Origin of the sequence: Ureibacillus sp. FSL K6-0786 (assembly GCF_037965165.1) — a bacterium.
Lineage (GTDB): Bacteria > Bacillota > Bacilli > Bacillales_A > Planococcaceae > Ureibacillus > Ureibacillus thermosphaericus.
In genome coordinates this window covers 2,308,972-2,327,039 of the sequence record NZ_CP150191.1, presented here as the reverse complement: position 1 = coordinate 2,327,039, position 18,068 = coordinate 2,308,972, and the positions used below count along the sequence as shown (strand labels likewise).

Below are 18,068 nucleotides of genomic sequence, written 5' to 3'. Positions count from 1 at the left end.
TCATTTTATGATGATGAAATAATTTTCCATCATTCCTAACTAAACAGAAATCAGCTCACAGCCAGCCACTTTCCCCTATCTTTAACGTTCGCAATCTTTTACTTAACGACAATAAGTTTCTTTTCGACTGGAATTATTTCTTTTTCCATTAATGGTTGTACTTGTTTTCCGAAAGGCATTTGAGCAATAATCTTCCAGCTATCAGGAACATTCCATTCCGGTTGAATATTTATTTCCATATGTTGAAGGGATGCTGCATAGCCTACAGCTTCCAACCCTGTCCAAACTACATATTGAAGCATACCTTGATTTTGTTGAGACCATACTTCTAACTCATCATGAAATTGAGGCATTTTTTCTTGTAAACCTCTGATTACATCTCTGTCTTGGAAGAATAAAATCGTTCCATGACCATTGCGAAACCCATTAATTCGCTCCTCTATTCGTGCAAAATCCTCCTTAGTTTTCTTTCGGGCAATTTCTTCTGTATCGTTCCAAAGTTTTTTATGATTTTCCCCAAACAAAATCACCACGCGAGTTTCCTGTCCATTGAATGCAGTTGGTGTATGATTTAATGCGGATTCTACAATTTCAATAACTTGTTCATCTGGAACAACAGCTACATCTTCCAATACACGAATAGAACGGCGATTTTTCACTGCTTCAAAAAAATCCATTTATATTCCCTCCTATTTAGTTGCGCTTGTTATATTAACATAAATTAATGAAAAATTAATAAATAATGCTTATCAACACGGATTCTTGTAACGAAAAACATTTGACAAAATCTATTTTTTGTTTTATTATGAATTAATAATTATATAATTTTTATCTAATGAATTCACATATTACAAAAAGTAATCGTGTTCGTTTGGTACTTTTTGTAATGTGTGAATTTTTTTAGTTTAAAAATGTAATTATGGAAAATTAAATTTGGAGGTTTTTTTAAAATGAATCAAGGTACAGTAAAATGGTTTAACTCAGAAAAAGGTTATGGATTCATTGAAGTTGAAGGTGGAATCGATGTATTTGTCCATTACACCGCAATTCAAGGAGACGGCTTCAAAACACTTGAAGAAGGTCAAAAAGTTGAGTTTTCAGTGGAAGAAGGCAACCGTGGACCTCAAGCAACAAACGTTGTGAAACGATAAATACGTTGATCCTCTGCAAAAGGCAGAGGATTTTTTTATTCCATATGATAAGCATTTTTTTCGACTTTTATAATAATTATTATATAATAATTATTAGAATAAAATAATAGATGAAGGGGATTAGAGCATGTCTATTTATGAATTTCTTATAAAAAAACCAAACGGTGAAATTCTTTCAATGGAAACTTATCGCAATAAAACGATGTTAATAGTAAACACTGCAAACCACTGCCGTTTTACATATCAATTTGAAGATTTACAAAGATTGTATGAAAAATTTGCAAATCAAGGTCTCATCATATTAGGTTTCCCAAGCAATCAATTTGCTGAACAAAATCCTGAAGATGGAAAAGAAACAGAAAGAATGTGTAAAATAAATTTCGGTGTAACGTTCCCGATTTTTGATGTAATTGATGTCAATGGAGATGAAGCTCATCCGCTATTTGAATATTTAAAAGAACAAGCAGAATGCCGCGAGTTCGGAATCGATTTTGAAGAAAAGATACTAAAATCTAAAATTCAAGAAAGTACCCCTCTTGCCCTTGATGGAAAAAACATTCGATGGAATTTTACTAAATTTATTGTGGATGCAAATGGAAATGTAGTGAAACGCTTTGAACCAACCGATTCTATACTAGATGTGGAAAATGCGATTCAAGACGCAGTAAAAACTTCTATTGCATAAATGATGGGATTGTCAATTTATGAGCGGATTAGAAAAGGATTGGGGATATATTCTAATTTGCTCTTTATTTGCAAAAGCTGTTAACGGAAAAATAGGAAATTTAAGAGCCTTCTAGACATTTTCTAGAAGGCTCGAGTCCCTATTCCCTTTCTAACTCTTCACCAGATGATTATGATATCGTCCAATTGGGACGATTGATGGTGATAATGAAACAGGATCTTGAACGACAGTGCAATCGAGTCCAAAAATATCTTTAATTAATTGGCTACTGATAACTTCTGATGGAGTCCCTTCCGCCACTAATTTACCTTGCTTAAAGGCAAAAATATGATCTGCATATCGGGCAGATAAATTGATATCATGAAGCACCAAAACAATCGTTGTGCCGCGTTTTCGATTTAAATCTGTAAGCATATCCAGTATTTCTACTTGATATGTAATATCCAAATAGGTTGTTGGTTCATCCAAAAATAAAATATCCGTTTGTTGAGCAAGGGCCATTGCAATCCATACACGCTGTCTTTGGCCACCCGAAAGTTCATCAATATAACGATCGGCTAAATCGGTAATGTTCATGATTTCCATTGCTTCGCTTACAGCATCATCATCTTGACTCGTCCAACCTTTTAAAAACGAATGATGTGGAAATCTTCCTCGACCTACTAAATCAACCACCGTAATTCCTTCTGGAACGATAGGAGATTGTGGTAAATACCCTAACACACGAGCTAATTGTTTAGTGGGAATTTGATGAATCGGTTTTCCATCCAACAATACTTGGCCAGAGTCAGGTTTTATTAATCTTGCCATCGTTTTTAATAATGTTGATTTCCCACAACCATTCCCACCAATAATTATACTGATTTTATTGCTTGGAATAGTGATGGTTACGTCTTGCAGAACGGTCTTCTTATCGTATCCTGCAAACAGATTTTCAACTGAAAGCACGTGTGTAGGTTTCATTACAATCCACCCTTTCGATTCAAACGAACTAATAAATATAACAAGTAAGGTGCACCAAGGATACCGGTAATCACACCCACTGGATATCTAGCTTCGAAAGCATGTTGACCAATTAAATCCCCAGCCAATACTAGGATTACGCCAACAAGCCCGGCAGGAATGATATTTGAAAAGCCTGTACCCATGATTCTATTGGCAATTGGCCCCGAAAGAAATGCAACGAAAGCAATCGGCCCTGTTGTTGCCGTAGCTAAAGCAATCATCAATACGGAACTTATCATCAACATGATTCTCGTTCTATTTACATTTACTCCAATCGATGTCGCTGTTTGATCTCCTAATTCCAACATCTCCAATTGCTTACCGTACATAATTAAAATCGGAGTCAAAAGAATGACAGTGAAAATGAGTGGATAAAGAGTTTCCAATTTCAACCCATTTAAACTGCCGCTCAGCCAGCGCATTGCCGTTGGTATATCGTGTTGATTCCCAATCAACAGTAAATAAGAAATAACAGAATTTAACATCGCCTGAATGCCAATACCGATTAAAATCAATCTTCCAATGGAGAAGGAACTCCCTTTTGCTAAAAAATAAATAATCAATACTGTACATAGACCACCCATTACGGCAGCGATTGAAATGGTTGCAAGACTGGCATGAAGAATAACGATGCAAAAAACAGCCGCAGCGCTTGAACCTGTCGTAATCCCAATCACATTGGGATTGGCTAATGGGTTCCGTAACATCGTTTGAAATACATAACCACCAGCACCAAAGGCGAAACCTGCAAACACTCCTGCCACCATTCGAGGTAACCGAATTGTTCCGACAGCAAAGGATGCCCCCTTTACTTCTTCACCAAAAAGTACCCGTATTACGTCTTTTACAGGATAAATCGTGTTACCAATCATCAGCATCATGAAGCATAAGACTACTGAGATTAAGCCCAGTAATGCTGTCAAAATTACAAAGCGACGTTGTCTTTTTGAACGAGCTGATCGAATTAAACTCAATGTATCATTCATCATATTTCACGAACTTTCGATTTCATTGTAATGAAAATTAATATAGGAGCACCAATAAAGGCTGTTACAACCCCGACTTCTAATTCCCCAGGACTACCTAACAACCTTCCACATACATCTGACAATGTTAATATAATTGCTCCTGTAAGAGCAGACAGCGGTATAATGTAGCGCATATCCGGTCCGATTACTAATCGAACAACATGAGTTGCAAGTAAACCGATAAATCCTATGGGGCCAGCAAGAGCTGTTGCAGCACCACATAATAGTACGCCACCGAATGCAGCAATTAGCCGAATGAACCCAATCCGTACACCTAAACTAGTAGCAACCTCATCCCCTAAAAGTATGGCATTTAATGCGGGAGCTGTAATAACGGCAATGATACATCCTGTTAACAAGAAAGGGAGAAAAATTGAAATGGAATCCCAAGAGCCTGATCCCACGCTACCTACTTGCCAAAATCGAAATTGATCCATAACATTTGTACGCGGAATCATGACCGCTGAAACAAGCGAAGACAAAATGGCACTTGTCGCGGCACCTGCCAACACAAGTTTCAATGGTGTTGCACCGCCACTTCCCATCGATCCAATGGAATAGACAAATATTGCAGTAATCATTGCTCCAACAATCGCAAACCAAATATATTGACTGGCAGAGCTAATATGAAAGAACGCAATTCCACATACGACAAAAAGGGCTGCCCCCGTATTGACTCCTAATATGCTTGGATCCGCAATCGGATTTCGGGTCACCGATTGCATTAAGGCACCCGAAACTCCGAGAGCGACTCCGGTCATAATACTAAAAATGGTGCGGACAACCCTTTGCCGTACAACATTTGCTTCATGGGAATCTACATGGGAATGGAATAGTCCATCCATTATATCCGTCCAACTAATGATTCGAGAACCAAATAATAATGAAGCAATGATGCAAACACCCAGCAAAACAATTAGGACAATAAGCAGTGCAAACAATTTTTTCGGGATAAGGTTTTGCTTTTTTTCTTTATAGGTTGTTGTTTTCATCATATTAATTTAGCTTTTTTGCCGCTTCTGCAAGCAAACTTAAATATTCATCGATGGTGTACGCAATGGAAAGCGGATTCGGATTACCAGCTGCTGCTAATGGTGTATTATCACCAATGACTACAACGGCACCTTTTTGAATTGCCGGTACTTTTCCTAAAATTGAGTCCTGTTGAAGAGCTTTTAATGTTTGCTCATCACCATATGTCACGATAATGTCTACATCATTTAATGCATCTGCGTTTTCTGCACTCATTTCGATATAGAAACTATTTGGATCTCCAATAAATTCTTGTAAGCTTTCAGGATATTTCATTCCTAACTCTTCAAGAAACTCTCCGCGCGGGTCTTGCGTTGTATAGACATAGAATTTTGATAAATCTGCTGCACTGATAGACGCAAAAGCAGCTTTCTTTCCTGCTAATTCAGGATATTTGCTTACCTTTTCTTTAATTAAGTTTTCTGTATCTGCAATCAGTTGTTTACCTTCTTCTTCCATTCCCATACCTTTTGCATTGTATAAGATTTGATCTCTCCAAGATATTACCCAAGGCGTTTCTGGATAAGCAACAACTGGCGCAATTTCAGTTAAAATATCGTATTCTTCTTTTGTAATGCCTGAATATGCCGCAAGAATAACATCTGGTTCACTATCTGCAATTGCTTCAAAATCTAATCCATCTGTATCTTGGTAAATATTTGGTTTTTCTACACCAAGTTCTTTTAATTTTTCTTTTGTCCATGGAAGCATGCCACTATCATCTTGAACGCCATAGTTAGCAGCAGAAAAACCTACTGGTACAACTCCTAAAGCAAGCGCAACATCATGGTTTGCCCAAGCGATAGTTGCAACTCGTTCTGGTTTCTTTTCAATTACCGTTTCACCAAATGCATGTTGAATGACAATCGGATATTCTACTGATGATTCATTGCTTGTGTTCGTTTCTTTTTCTTCACCATTTGATTGATTAGAGGATTGTTCAGAACAACCTGCTAACAAGAGTATGAATAATAATGTAAAAACTATTGAGAATATTTTATTTTTCATCTTAGTACACCTCTTTTATTTCGCAATTGATAATAATTATCATTTTCGATGATAATATAATATTTTTACAAACCGATTGTCAATCACTAATTAACTATTTATAAATGGGAATTTCATAATTCATTTCAATATAATTCCTTAATAGGATTCTTTATCCGACATACATTAAAATAAAATATCCCTTCATAATAAAAACACCATTTCTCCCCATCGTCAATGAGTAAAATGGTGTTTCATAAAAATAGTTTTCATATACGGCTAATATCCAATACAATGATTGGTTCTTGTTCCTCTAAATAATATACATCAAAAACTAGTTTATTATTGAGAAAAGCCATTTTTGCCATTTGTTTTTTGGATTTTCCGTAATTAAAATTCTCTTTTATGATTGGTAGAGGTTTTGAAATGATGTAATCAATCTCTAAAATACGACATAAGCTTATTAATTCTACCATCGCTTTTAATTCGTATCCCTTTTGCTGGTATTCATTATTTAAGAATATTTCATTTACTATTAGGAACTTAATGTAACCTTCATCAAAGGTAGATTGAAAATGTTTTTTAAAAGTAGAAATGATTGTATATTCCTCATCTGAAAATGATTTGGCTACCTTTAACAAATCAGATTTATCCATTATAAAAGAGTTGTAAATTTTGAAGTTTAGATAACCTATCGTTTTTGCGCCTTCATTCATGAGAATGATATTTGTCCATCCATTAATCAATTGATATTCCGGATTTGTTTCAATAGAAGTATCAATTCGTATATAACTATTTTGAAATTCTTCTAATATAAAATCGGTTTGTTTACCTAATAAAAACGGGTTAGTATTTGGAGCATTTCTTTTTTTCTTTGATGATTCAATAAAAAACTTGTTCATCTTTTGAAAATGGAGATCCTCGTCTCTATTTTCCATGAAAACAACTCCTCTTCATCTTTTATTATCAATTACAATAACACGAACAAAAGTTCTTGTAAAGTTTAATTTTACATTATTCTGAATTTTTTCCATTTTATTATATCAATATCATTCTACCTTTTTGCAAATGATAACTCCATATATTTTGATAATATTCCCAATTTAAAAACTAAATTGAAAATTCCTCATTTTCCTACTTTTTCAATCTACATAGATTCCTTTCTGAAAAGTTGCTAAAATTAGAATTATTCAACTTAGAAGGAGCAGAGATTATGAAAAAGATGAGTTCATTTTCTACTTATGCAGTCATTGGTACAATGCTATTTGGGATGTTTTTTGGTGCAGGGAACTTAATTTTCCCAATCCAAATGGGACAACTAGCTGGTACAAATTTTTGGCCTGCATTAATTGGATTCCTCATTACAGCCATCGGGTTACCCTTCTTAGGAATCATTGCCTTTGGGTTATCTGGTAGCAATAGTTTACGGGAATTAGCTGGAAGAGTTCATCCACTGTTCGGCGTGATTTTTGCAATCGCTCTTTATTTAACGATTGGTCCATTTTTCGCAATTCCACGAACAGCAACGGTACCTTTCGTTGTAGGTTTTGAACCATATATCAATCCCGAATATAGCACATTGTTGTTAGGAATTTTTAGTTTTGTATTTTTTGCCATTGTCTATTACTTCTCTTTAAATCCAGCGAAAATCGTCGATTATATTGGGAAATATTTAACTCCTGCCTTTTTATTGTTCTTATTCATTTTAATTATTATCGCAATCATAAAACCAATGGGGTCATTCGATCAACCAATTGGCGATTATCGCGACCTTGCATTTATAACAGGATTTAAAGAAGGATACAATACAATGGACCTTCTTGCATCATTGGCTTTCGGGATTGTTGTGATTAACGCAATAAAAGGACAAGGAATTACAAATAAAACAGAAATTGCAAAGTCAACTCTGAAAGCCGGCGTATTTGCCATGGCATTGATGGCACTCATTTATGGACTTATTACGTATATGGGGGCATCTAGCGTTTTGGCAATCGGCACTTTCGAAAATGGTGGACAAATCTTTGCCGCAGTCGCTCAATATTATTTCGGTGATTATGGGGCAATACTACTTGCGATTATCATTGTTCTTGCATGTTTAAAAACAAGTATCGGATTGATAACGTCTTGTAGTGAGTTTTTCAACCAAGTATATCCTAAAATTAGTTACAAATGGTTCGTACTCATCTTATGTCTTGTATCATTTACAATAGCGAACTTTGGTTTAAATAATATTATTCAATTCGCTATTCCTGTATTAATGTTATTGTATCCATTAGCGATTGTTCTAATTATTTTAACCCTTTGCTCACCTTTATACGGAAATAAGCAAAGTGTCTATACTTCAACGATGTTTTTCACTTTCTGTGTAAGCTTATTTGATGGTTACAGTACATTAGTTGCAAGTTTACCAAGTACAACTATTTCATTGTTCGAATCAATTAAGTCATTTTATTCCGATTATTTGCCACTTTATGATATTGGACTAGGCTGGATGTTGCCGGCTGCCTTTGGATTCATCATCGGAATTTTGTGGCCAAAAGGTTCAAAACAAATCGTGACACAATAAAAAAGGGGGCGTCACTTTATGGCGCCCTTTTTAACAATGATAAGTTTGGAAATGAAATATTACAATAATACGTCAGCAGATGAATAGATAAAACAGGAACAAGAAATTTTTTACATTGTTTACTCCAACTAAATAAGATGGAAAATTACTATCATTTAAGGTAACATAATTTGTGAATGAAAGGAGGCTAATAAGGATGTTTGACCAAGTTGCAATTACTATTTTAGAAGTACTGACTATTTTAACAGTTTTATTTATTGTATTTCTTCTACCACTTGGTGACTATCTATTAACAAAAAAGTAATATTTCCTTAAAAGAAGGGAGTCAATTCATAACTCCCTTCTTTTTTATTTTAATTTTCTCCATCATTTACTTTCTCAATCAAAAAAGTGTATCGATAAATGATTTTCCACTTTTTTATTTAAGCTACTTACTTTTTCATTAACAAAATTCCCCTATTAACCCACTTATAATGATGAATCCAGTTCGATAGAATCTTAAACGAATAGTAAAAAAAACCTGTATTTTCGATTCAATTCTACATATATGGGTATATTAATATAAATATAGTATTAATTATCTCAATTAATCAAAATACTTTTCGTATAAATTTCTTTACTATAGTAAAAAAAGTATATATAATACCACTTACAATTACCCATAAAAGTAAAAAAATGAGAGACCTTTGTCGGTGATGTAATTCTATCAACTTTTTGGTATTAGGTATTTTTTCACAATACATAGATTTAGGTTGGGAGGTTTGCTAATGAAGAGTCTATTTAAAAAATCGAAGGTAAGATGGGCAAATGAACTATTAACAGATGAAGATATGATACTGAACATTTACGATCATATCGATGCTATTGCAAAGTTTGATTGTAATGGACAACTAATCTCTTATAACCTCGCTTTTGAAAAACAATTTGGATATGCTATACATGAGTTTAACGAATCCATTGATAAGATTTTTTATGAAGGGAATTCAAATGCAATCATTAATTATTTTGAAAAAGCTTTATTTGGAAAAACTCAAAAATTTAGTACAGTTGTCAAGACAAAAGATGGGAAAAGAATAGATGTTCATATCACACTGATTCCAGCTGAAAAATGTGTGTTTGCAATCATTCGAAATATAACGGTTTTCCAAAAAGAGAGAAAAGAATTAAATCAATTAAAAAGAATGTTGGAAACCCTCAACAAACTAAAACATATTTGTAATTTTTATTATGATGCCATTAATGATATTCATTACTTCTCTAATCAAATTTTTGATTTGTTAAAAATGAATGCTCGCCATGAACAACCCACTCTATCCCTTAACCATTATTTACGTTATGTACACCCTGAAGATCGAGAAATGGTAAGAGAAGCAACAGAAATCGCCATTAAAGAAAAAAGGAGCTTTCAAATTGAATACCGAATGGTACAAAAAGATCAATCCATTATCCTTGTTCAAGAACAGACTGGTATTATTCTAGATAAAAAAGGAAATGTTGAGGGTCTCGTTGGATTCATTCAAAATATTACTGACCATAACCTTATGAAAGATGTGTTGGAAAAAGAAAAGCAACTAAAAGAAATCTATAATAATCCTGATGTCGGTATTTGGGCTTTAGATAAGCGATACAATAAAACGTTAAAAGTTTCTAAAGGAATAGAGTGCATTACCGGATATACAAAAGAAGATTTTGATAATGGTTTGCAATGGAATTCTATTGTGCACGAAGAAGACCTCGATGAATATTTGAAAAATCTTAAGGCACTAAAAGAAGGAAATATCGTTCATCATGAATATCGAATTATCAATAAAATGGGCGATAGAAGATGGATACAAGATTACATCATTCCTAATTTAGATGAGCATGGAGATGTGATTCGTTTAGATAGAGTAATTACCGACGTTACGGAAAAAAAGGTGTTAGAAGAAAAATTAAAATACATGGCAAATTATGATTTATTAACAAACCTTCCTAATCGAAAAAACTTTGTAGCAGAATTAGAAAATCTCATTAAAGAATACGAGCAGAGTAAAAAACAATTTGCCATGTTAAGATTGGACATTAATAGTTTTAAATTTATCAACAATACCCTCGGAAATGAAATAGGCGACGAAATTTTGAAACAACTTCCTAAACGATTAAAATACTATTTATCTCCTCAGGATTTCGTAGCACGTACAGGCGGCGATGAATTTATTTTATTAATTAAAGAAATAGAGTCCATCGATGCTCTAAAAGAAAAAATTAAGCAAATTACAAATTTCTTAAACGATCCATTTTTTGTAAAAGAATACCAACTTTATATTACCGTAAGTATTGGTGCTTGCATCTTCCCTGAAAATGGGACAACCAGCTTGGAGTTATTAAGAAATTCTAGCGTAGCTTTACAAAAGGCTGTGAAAGAAGGAAAAGGAACGTATCATATCCTCTCCCATACAAATAGTATCCAATCCTATAAAAATTATTCCATAGGACGAGATTTAAAGAAGGCAATCGAAAACAATGAATTAGAATTTTACATTCAACCTCGAGTGGATTCAACTACTAAACAAATCACTGGTGCTGAAGCGTTAATTCGGTGGAGACATCCAAAATGGGGGCTTCTCTTACCTGGTGAATTCATTAGTATTGCAGAAGAAAATGGCCTAATTACTGATTTGGATAACTGGGTTATAAAAGGGATTATTGCAAAAATTAGAGAATGGAAAAAATACAGAATCAAGACTGTCCCGATTTCAATCAATATCTCACCTATCCATTTTATGAAACCGGATTGGCCAGATTTTCTTGCTGCAGAAATTAATAAATCAGGCATTGATCCGAATGATATTGAATTAGAAATTACTGAAAACATATTATTAGACAACACGGTAGTTGTGAAAAAGAATCTAAACAAATTAAAAGAATTAGGTCTAAAATTGGTGTTAGACGACTTTGGAAAAGGATATTCCAGCCTTTTGTAAACGCTAAACTAGAATCAACAGTTTTCCACAAATAGAACTCAACAGAATTCCCCAAATAAGATTAAACAGTTTCCCCACCATCAATCACTTTCAAATATACTGTTACTAGTCTATTGAAAGTGAGGAATTAGGAGTGAACAGATTTATGCTTTACATCGAGATTCATCGTTTATACAAAGAGGGATTCTCCAAGAGTGCTATTGCAAGAAAACTAAATATTTCAAGAAATAGAGTGATAGATTATTTGAATATGAGTACTGATGAGTTTGAAGAATTTTTAAGTACATTACGTACAAGAGAAAAGAAACTAGACCCTTATCATGATCAAATTCTAGGGTGGTTGAAGGAACATCCTGATTTAACTGCTGCACAAGTTTATGATTGGTTGGAAGAAAAGTTAGGTTTCAGGGAAGTCGCTGAGAACACTGTACGAAATTATTTAAACGAAATGAGGGATTACTATCGGATTCCAAAGGTAAAGGTTCAGAGGACATATAGTGTAGTTCCAGAATTACCAATGGGAAAACAGGCTCAAGTGGATTTTGGACAAACTACCGTCAAAAACAGACAAGGTGAGAATAAAAAGTTGTATTTTATCGCATTTGTTTTATCACATTCAAGATATAAATATGTAGAATGGCTCGATCGACCTTTTCGTACTTCCGATATGATTCGAATGCATGAAAATGCATTTGAATACTTTGGAGGAATGCCAGAAGAAATGGTCTATGACCAAGATGCGTTATTAGCAGTTAGTGAAAATGCAGGTGATTTAATTCTTACAGCTGAATTTACTAAATATCATCATACCCGTAAATTTAATGTTTATTTATGTAGAAAGAGTGATCCGGAATCAAAAGGTAAAATTGAACAGGTTGTGAAATTTGTAAAAAATAATTTTAGCAAAAATCGAGTATTCGATCATCTTTCAGATTGGAATCAATCGTGCCACGCTTGGTTGAAAAGAACAGGAAACTATAAAGTTCATCATAATACGAAAAAGAGACCTTCTGAAGTGCACGCCCTGGAAAAGCAACACTTAAAGAAAGTCTCTGGTACTTACATTTTCGCAAATGTTTCAACTCCAAGTATAACAAGAAATATCCATAAGGACAATGTTATTCGTTATGAAGGAAATCGATATAGCGTTCCTAAAGGAACATATAGAGCAGATGCCCCAAATCTTGCTTATTTACAAGAAGAGGATGGTTGGTTAATTATTCGACTGAAAGAAACTGGGATGGAGTTAGCAAAGCACCGAATATCCGAAGGAAAAGGATTGATTATTACAGATCCCTCCCATCGGGAACATAGCACAAGTAAACGAGATCTTTTAATTCATCAAATTCAAGAAACATTCATAGATAAAGAGAATATTCAATGGTTAATACACAAATTGAAAGAACGATATCCACGTCATTTAGTGGATCAACTCAAAGTACTACAACAAGCCATCAGAATTTACCCAAATCATTGTGAGGAAGCTTTATCTGAAATGAAGAAACTTGGAATGACCAGTGCAAATGATTTTCGGGATATTGCACATGCATTATCTGTACAATATCAAAAAAGTTCACCTAAAATCGTTGAATTGAATGAGAAGTATAAAGATTTATCAGCACCAGAACGATCCGAAGACATTTATTTAAAAGTCTTATCTGGAGGTGAAAATGAATGAATCATCATCCCTATGAAATTTTACAAGATAAATGTCGTACCTTGCGCCTCGCTGAGACGGCTAAAGAATTACCGAATTTACTCCGTGAAGCTGAAGCAAAGAATTGGACATATCATGAACTGGTTTATGAAATCTTAAGCTATGAGATGCGATGTAGAGAGCAGAAAAATAATGAGAGATTAATGAAATGGGCAGAGTTCCCAGAAATATTGACGTTTGATACCTATGATTTGAAGGAACAAACAGCTCTTGGTGAAAAACAACTAAATGTATTAAAAGAACTGAATTGGATTGAAGAATTTTTTACTTTAATTTTGATGGGACCAACAGGAGCAGGAAAAACACATTTATCCGTTGCATTAGGAATACACGCTGTGGAGAGAGGATACAAAGTATCCTTTGTCTCCATGAATCAGCTTATGTATATTTTAAAAACAAAAGAATATATCAATAAATCTAAAATACGCTACAAACGTATTATAGCTTCGGATTTAATTATTATTGATGATGTCATGTACATGACTTACGAGACTCAGGAAGCCAATCTATTTTTCCAGTTTATCTATGATTTATATGATAAAGCAGCATTCATTCTAACCTCTAATAAAGGGCCAAATGAATGGGGAAAATTTCTTGGTGATCCTACTTTAACAACAGCTATACTTGACCGTTTATTACATAGGAGTGAAATTATCACTTTCGATAACGAAACGGATAGCATTCGTATGAAATACAGAAAGGTATTATTTTAATTTAGCAAACTGTTGAATCTTAATTGTAGAAAACTGTTTAAAATTATTTGTGGAAAATTGTTTAATTCTACTTGACGGTTACACCTTTCCTATATAACTGAATATCCATTTGATGCAATTAAAATCGACCGCTCTTTTATACGAAAAATACACAAATCTCCCAAAAACATACATCTTCTTAAAACAATACTCTATTTAGCTGAGGGACTGAAATTAAAAGTTGTGGCAGAAGGTGTAGAAACAGCCGAGCAATTAAAAATCCTACAACAAGAACAATGCCACGAAATGCAAGGGTATTTATTCGGCAAGCCTGTTCCAATTGCTGAATTTGAAACAGTCGTCAAGAAAAATATCCCATTACCATTTGATGGAAAAGGATTACAAGACAGAAGAAAACATCATCGTTTTACTTTCACTGACCCGCTTGAAGCAAAATTAAAAATCTCATCGATAGCAAAGCGGAACTTGGATATCGGGGTATCAAAAGTATTAGTTACAGAAATCGGTGCTGGAGGACTTAGATTTATATCAAATCTTAATTTGCCAATCCGTATGGACGTTCTTTACCAATTTATTACAGAGTTGCTTGGAGAGTCCATTTTATTGAATGCGAAAATTGTTTGGAAAGAAGAAGTGAATGAAGATCTAGCGGAATATGGTGTTAAGTTTATTTTTGAAAATGATGAAGAAAGAACTAAGTTCACCACAATTCTTGACACATTTGTAACTTTAGCAAAAAATAATAAAAAGGTACCACCATATAAGAGAGTGATTGTTGGAGATATTAATGAATATTTCAATATAGTTGTACTAAAATAAAGATGTACTAAAAATTGGGTTAGATAGGTACTCCCCTATCCAACCCAATATTTTTTTGCTTATTAGATTATCTTTCAACTTTTATCAGTTTTTTAGAATGAATATTTTTTATTTCAAGAATTTGAGTAAAGTTATAGTCATTAACAGTAGTATTTAATTTAACATTCGGATAGTTTTTCAAAATACTTTTCACATTACTTAATCCTTTTCCACGATTTTTTCCTTTCGTAGAGAATCCATCTTCGAAAATGTTTTCTAAATCTACCTCTTCATCATAGAATGTATTTTCGATGATGATCATCAACGAATCATCATTGGTTTTAATAAATGCAATATCAATTTCACTATCAAAATTAATTTTTTGATTTGATTGATAATTCGCTTCAATTGCGTTATCTAAAAAGATTCCTAGAATTCTAGCTAAATCAATGACATTCATATGAATGTCTTCAATATCTTCTGGAATTTCAATATTAATTGATATATTTTCTTTTTCAGCTTGTAAAATCTTTGTTAAGAGCAGACCCTTAATTCCTGTGACCTTCATTTTCGATAAATTTGCTAACAATTGATTTCTTTTTAATGTGTTCATTTCTGTAGAAAATATATGTTGTTTAAAATATTCTTTTAAACCCTCAAAATCATTAATTTCAATGTAACCTTGCATAGTAAACAATATATTGTTGTAATCATGTCGAAATTTTTGCATATCATTATTAATTAATTCCAATGATTCCATATAACTATTAAACTGATTATTTTCAAACTCTATTTTTTGAATATCATGTTGTTTTTTGATGTTTAATATCGTCAATGAAAGTATAAACAGCATGATTACAAAATACGTAATCTGAATCACGATATTGAATATTAACACTGTATCTTTAGATAAATAATCTGTTAAGTAGATATTAATGTAAAAAGTGACCATCGTTACAATCACAACAAAAAAAATAAATTTGATAGCACTCTTTATTTCAGGTAACAATGTAATAAATTTTTTGTGAAAATATCGATAAATGAAGACACTAATAATAAATAAAACAATAAAAAAACAATATTGATCTAAGACACCAGGTAAAAAGTTAATTGAGAGTGATTGCATAATATATTGGGCAAGATTATCTACTAAGATACCTATAATAATAAAGAAACAAAGTTGTATTAGTATAATAAATTTTTTTGTGAGTAAAAAGAAATAAATTAATGAACTAACAATAAAGTAAATAATTCCTTGCCATTGACCTACCCATAAGAAAATAAAACTTGTAGGACAAAATACGGTTAAGGCGAAAAATAAAATTTGCTTCATTCGCAATTTGATTTGTGATGTATATGTGACTGCCCACACTATCAAGATTAACTCAATCATTATCAATACTAGCTTCATTTTTTTCTCCTACTATGTATAATTCTATTCTGGAATGAATCAATAGTATAATAACTATATTACGATAGTACACATGAATGCAACGGATTTTCGTAAATTTGTACTAATTTATGTATAAATTAGTAGGACTTATAAATTAGAGGAAGAAAATTCCGACTAATAGAGTTAGTCGGAAAATAATAGAAAAACATTTTATGGAGTTATTTTTTTGTAGCAAAAGGATTATTTTCTAGTAACTCATTTGAAATCTTTTTCTCATGGAATAATGTTGTACATCCAGTAATCGTAGCTGTACCTCCAACAGCAACTACAACCATCGCAATTTTAGAAATTAAATTTTTAACATTCATCCAATTCATTTTCATAAAAATACTCCCCCTTAATTGATTGAGATATTAACATTAGAGATTCTAATAAAGCCCCATAAGCGATAAAAACTTTTATTTCGAATGTCGAAATACAAAATATTCCAACTATTATGAATACTCGGAAGGCCATTTTTCTTCGCAAATATTTTTTATGATGTTGATTGATAATCGGGTGCTTTTCTGTTCCTTTAGGTGCAAGTTTATAGATAAATACTAGTATGATGATAAAAATAATATATAAGAGGAATGTAGGGATAATTGAGTAATAATCAGCTAAATATTTAATAGTGATTGGAAATGCTATGATGCTAGTAGCGAGGCATATAATTAGGTTGTTAAAATGATAGCCGAAACAAACTTGCCTTAATATGAAAAATGTAAGATGCGCAATCAATGTTGGAACAATACAATTTAATAAATAAGCCAATAAATAAATTAATATAAGCTTGTAAGACTCTGAGATAATGATTTGAATACCTAATTTTAATTTTTCTTTTTCCAAATGAGAAAAATGTTCTTGATCTAATAGATGAAAGATTGCATTTTCAATTCTAGAAATCTTCTTGTTCCCTCCTTTATTTGGATGTATTCATTTTAAATTTATTAATTCATCACCTCCATCTCTTATTTTATCATCAGTCCATTTAATGGTGAATATTAGAATTCATTATGCTCTCATAAAAAATATCAATAGACATAATAAAACTGAATTTTCTCACTAGCGTCGCATTAAAATAATTTAACACCTTCAAATAAACCGAATTTTCTGAAATATAATCTAAACACAAAAAAATCCTTTATAATGGTTGGGTGGTAGTAAACCATCCAAATCCAATACAAAGGACAAAACCATGGATAAGTTTACACGAAAAACATCATTTGAACAATGGTTTTCACCAATTCATTTCAACTTATTTGAGGATATGGTGAAAGCCTATCAATTAGATTACTATACAAAGAAGCTTTATATGGCTTCATTTCTGAAATGACTGTTGTACGCTCAATTACATGAAACCGAGAGTTTGCGAAAACGCTGTCGTCCGTGTGTTAGAACGATTTTCGCTACCTGAAGATTCGCCTGTATTCTCCGATGAAATGGTGGTGATTGGAACCACGCAAAATCGTTCTGAAAACGCGTTCCGTCTCATCAAATTATTGGATACAAAAGGAAATGAACTTCATTTACTGACGAATCGTTTTGATATGGATGCAGATGAAATCGCCGAAATCTATCAGTCACGTTGGGCCATTGAACTTTTTTTCAAATGGATGAAACAACACTTGAATATCAAGAATTTCTACGGCCACAGTAAACAAGCCGTACACAACCAAGTATACGTAGCGATGATTGTATACTGTTTAAATGTGTTAGCTCAGTTGAACACGAATAGTGACTGAAGTACGTTACAAATAAGTCGATATTTGAAAGCAGCTTTATGGAAATCTGCACACATTTGGTTACGGAAAATCGAAGGGAAGAGCGTTCCTTAAAGGTTGATTTGTCGTTGTTGCACTCATCTTAAGCTATAGGTAATTACTACCTTTATTTAGGTGTTTTCGTTTTTCGCTAATTTTTCAGAAAAATAAAATCTAAAATTTCAAAACTTATTTATGCGACGCTAGTGATAGGAGCTGCATAAATTA

Annotated in this window: 16 protein-coding genes and 1 pseudogene; 8 read left to right on the top strand and 9 right to left on the bottom strand. The window is 32.9% G+C overall.

The annotated features are described in order from the left end of the window. Window positions 1-98: 98 nt before the first annotated feature. Window positions 99-677 (bottom strand): nitroreductase family protein, encoded by a 579-nt coding sequence (locus NSQ18_RS11415; protein WP_016838633.1) that lies wholly within the window; start codon window positions 675-677, stop codon window positions 99-101. Window positions 678-950: 273 nt separating this feature from the next. Here NSQ18_RS11415 and NSQ18_RS11410 point away from each other — a divergent pair, with 273 nt between their 5' ends. After that, a complete protein-coding gene (locus NSQ18_RS11410; protein WP_016838632.1) occupies window positions 951-1,151 on the top strand; it encodes a cold-shock protein in 201 nt (66 codons plus the stop codon). A gap of 127 nt (window positions 1,152-1,278) precedes the next feature. Beyond that, window positions 1,279-1,836, top strand: a complete 558-nt coding sequence (locus NSQ18_RS11405) for a glutathione peroxidase (protein WP_339288120.1) — start codon at window positions 1,279-1,281, stop codon at window positions 1,834-1,836. 150 nt (window positions 1,837-1,986) lie between these two features. On the opposite strand, the gene NSQ18_RS11400 is transcribed toward NSQ18_RS11405, so the two are convergent. The 5 genes from NSQ18_RS11400 to NSQ18_RS11380 form a co-directional block, all read right to left on the bottom strand. After that, the gene (locus NSQ18_RS11400) at window positions 1,987-2,799 is read right to left on the bottom strand and encodes an ABC transporter ATP-binding protein (protein WP_016838630.1); all 813 of its coding nucleotides are present in this window, start codon (window positions 2,797-2,799) and stop codon (window positions 1,987-1,989) included. After that, on the bottom strand, window positions 2,799-3,830 hold the full coding sequence (locus NSQ18_RS11395; RefSeq protein WP_016838629.1) for an iron chelate uptake ABC transporter family permease subunit: 1,032 nt from the start codon (window positions 3,828-3,830) through the stop codon (window positions 2,799-2,801). The genes NSQ18_RS11400 and NSQ18_RS11395 overlap by 1 nt, the downstream gene beginning before the upstream one ends. Then, complete coding sequence (locus NSQ18_RS11390; protein WP_339289671.1) at window positions 3,827-4,861, bottom strand: iron ABC transporter permease; 1,035 nt, start codon at window positions 4,859-4,861, stop codon at window positions 3,827-3,829. Before NSQ18_RS11390 ends, NSQ18_RS11395 begins: the two co-directional genes overlap by 4 nt. Before the next feature lie 4 nt (window positions 4,862-4,865). Continuing rightward, window positions 4,866-5,909: an iron-siderophore ABC transporter substrate-binding protein gene (locus NSQ18_RS11385; protein WP_016838627.1), complete on the bottom strand. Its 1,044-nt coding sequence runs from the start codon at window positions 5,907-5,909 to the stop codon at window positions 4,866-4,868. A 248-nt stretch (window positions 5,910-6,157) separates the two neighbouring features. Further along, window positions 6,158-6,826, bottom strand: coding sequence for a hypothetical protein (locus tag NSQ18_RS11380; RefSeq protein WP_016838626.1), 669 nt, complete (start codon window positions 6,824-6,826; stop codon window positions 6,158-6,160). A gap of 275 nt (window positions 6,827-7,101) precedes the next feature. Here NSQ18_RS11380 and brnQ point away from each other — a divergent pair, with 275 nt between their 5' ends. The 5 genes from brnQ (at window position 7,102) to NSQ18_RS11355 (ending at window position 14,666) form a co-directional block, all read left to right on the top strand. Then, window positions 7,102-8,454 (top strand): branched-chain amino acid transport system II carrier protein, encoded by a 1,353-nt coding sequence (gene brnQ, locus NSQ18_RS11375; protein WP_096551737.1) that lies wholly within the window; start codon window positions 7,102-7,104, stop codon window positions 8,452-8,454. Window positions 8,455-9,221: 767 nt separating this feature from the next. Further along, entirely contained in the window at window positions 9,222-11,417 is a 2,196-nt protein-coding gene (locus NSQ18_RS11370; protein WP_339288117.1) for an EAL domain-containing protein, read from the top strand. Between the two features lie 145 nt (window positions 11,418-11,562). After that, entirely contained in the window at window positions 11,563-13,095 is a 1,533-nt protein-coding gene (istA, locus tag NSQ18_RS11365) for an IS21 family transposase (protein WP_016839663.1), read from the top strand. Further along, the gene (istB, locus tag NSQ18_RS11360) at window positions 13,092-13,847 is read left to right on the top strand and encodes an IS21-like element helper ATPase IstB (RefSeq protein ID WP_016839664.1); all 756 of its coding nucleotides are present in this window, start codon (window positions 13,092-13,094) and stop codon (window positions 13,845-13,847) included. Before istA ends, istB begins: the two co-directional genes overlap by 4 nt. A gap of 93 nt (window positions 13,848-13,940) precedes the next feature. Next, entirely contained in the window at window positions 13,941-14,666 is a 726-nt protein-coding gene (locus NSQ18_RS11355) for an EAL domain-containing protein (RefSeq protein ID WP_339289669.1), read from the top strand. A gap of 67 nt (window positions 14,667-14,733) precedes the next feature. Here the strand turns inward: NSQ18_RS11355 and NSQ18_RS11350 are convergent, their stop codons facing one another. The 3 genes from NSQ18_RS11350 to NSQ18_RS11340 form a co-directional block, all read right to left on the bottom strand. Further along, window positions 14,734-16,056, bottom strand: a complete 1,323-nt coding sequence (locus NSQ18_RS11350) for a GHKL domain-containing protein (RefSeq protein ID WP_016839203.1) — start codon at window positions 16,054-16,056, stop codon at window positions 14,734-14,736. 200 nt (window positions 16,057-16,256) lie between these two features. Continuing rightward, window positions 16,257-16,421 carry a hypothetical protein gene (locus NSQ18_RS11345; protein ID WP_016839202.1) on the bottom strand — a complete coding sequence of 55 codons (165 nt, stop codon included), beginning with the start codon at window positions 16,419-16,421 and terminating at the stop codon, window positions 16,257-16,259. Then, complete coding sequence (locus NSQ18_RS11340) at window positions 16,396-16,962, bottom strand: accessory gene regulator B family protein (RefSeq protein ID WP_339289667.1); 567 nt, start codon at window positions 16,960-16,962, stop codon at window positions 16,396-16,398. Before NSQ18_RS11340 ends, NSQ18_RS11345 begins: the two co-directional genes overlap by 26 nt. A 313-nt stretch (window positions 16,963-17,275) precedes the next feature. On the opposite strand from NSQ18_RS11340, the pseudogene NSQ18_RS11335 reads away from it, so the two are divergent. Continuing rightward, window positions 17,276-17,915, top strand: a pseudogene (locus tag NSQ18_RS11335) (transposase). Window positions 17,916-18,068 lie beyond the last annotated feature (153 nt).

Coding starts and splice junctions, on each gene's coding strand:
- NSQ18_RS11415 (WP_016838633.1), bottom strand. CDS start 677: ATGGATTTTTTTGAAGCAGTGAAAAATCGCCGTTCTATTCGTGTATTG.
- NSQ18_RS11410 (WP_016838632.1), top strand. CDS start 951: ATGAATCAAGGTACAGTAAAATGGTTTAACTCAGAAAAAGGTTATGGA.
- NSQ18_RS11405 (WP_339288120.1), top strand. CDS start 1,279: ATGTCTATTTATGAATTTCTTATAAAAAAACCAAACGGTGAAATTCTT.
- NSQ18_RS11400 (WP_016838630.1), bottom strand. CDS start 2,799: ATGAAACCTACACACGTGCTTTCAGTTGAAAATCTGTTTGCAGGATAC.
- NSQ18_RS11395 (WP_016838629.1), bottom strand. CDS start 3,830: ATGATGAATGATACATTGAGTTTAATTCGATCAGCTCGTTCAAAAAGA.
- NSQ18_RS11390 (WP_339289671.1), bottom strand. CDS start 4,861: ATGAAAACAACAACCTATAAAGAAAAAAAGCAAAACCTTATCCCGAAA.
- NSQ18_RS11385 (WP_016838627.1), bottom strand. CDS start 5,909: ATGAAAAATAAAATATTCTCAATAGTTTTTACATTATTATTCATACTC.
- NSQ18_RS11380 (WP_016838626.1), bottom strand. CDS start 6,826: ATGGAAAATAGAGACGAGGATCTCCATTTTCAAAAGATGAACAAGTTT.
- brnQ (WP_096551737.1), top strand. CDS start 7,102: ATGAAAAAGATGAGTTCATTTTCTACTTATGCAGTCATTGGTACAATG.
- NSQ18_RS11370 (WP_339288117.1), top strand. CDS start 9,222: ATGAAGAGTCTATTTAAAAAATCGAAGGTAAGATGGGCAAATGAACTA.
- istA (WP_016839663.1), top strand. CDS start 11,563: ATGCTTTACATCGAGATTCATCGTTTATACAAAGAGGGATTCTCCAAG.
- istB (WP_016839664.1), top strand. CDS start 13,092: ATGAATCATCATCCCTATGAAATTTTACAAGATAAATGTCGTACCTTG.
- NSQ18_RS11350 (WP_016839203.1), bottom strand. CDS start 16,056: ATGAAGCTAGTATTGATAATGATTGAGTTAATCTTGATAGTGTGGGCA.
- NSQ18_RS11345 (WP_016839202.1), bottom strand. CDS start 16,421: ATGAAAATGAATTGGATGAATGTTAAAAATTTAATTTCTAAAATTGCG.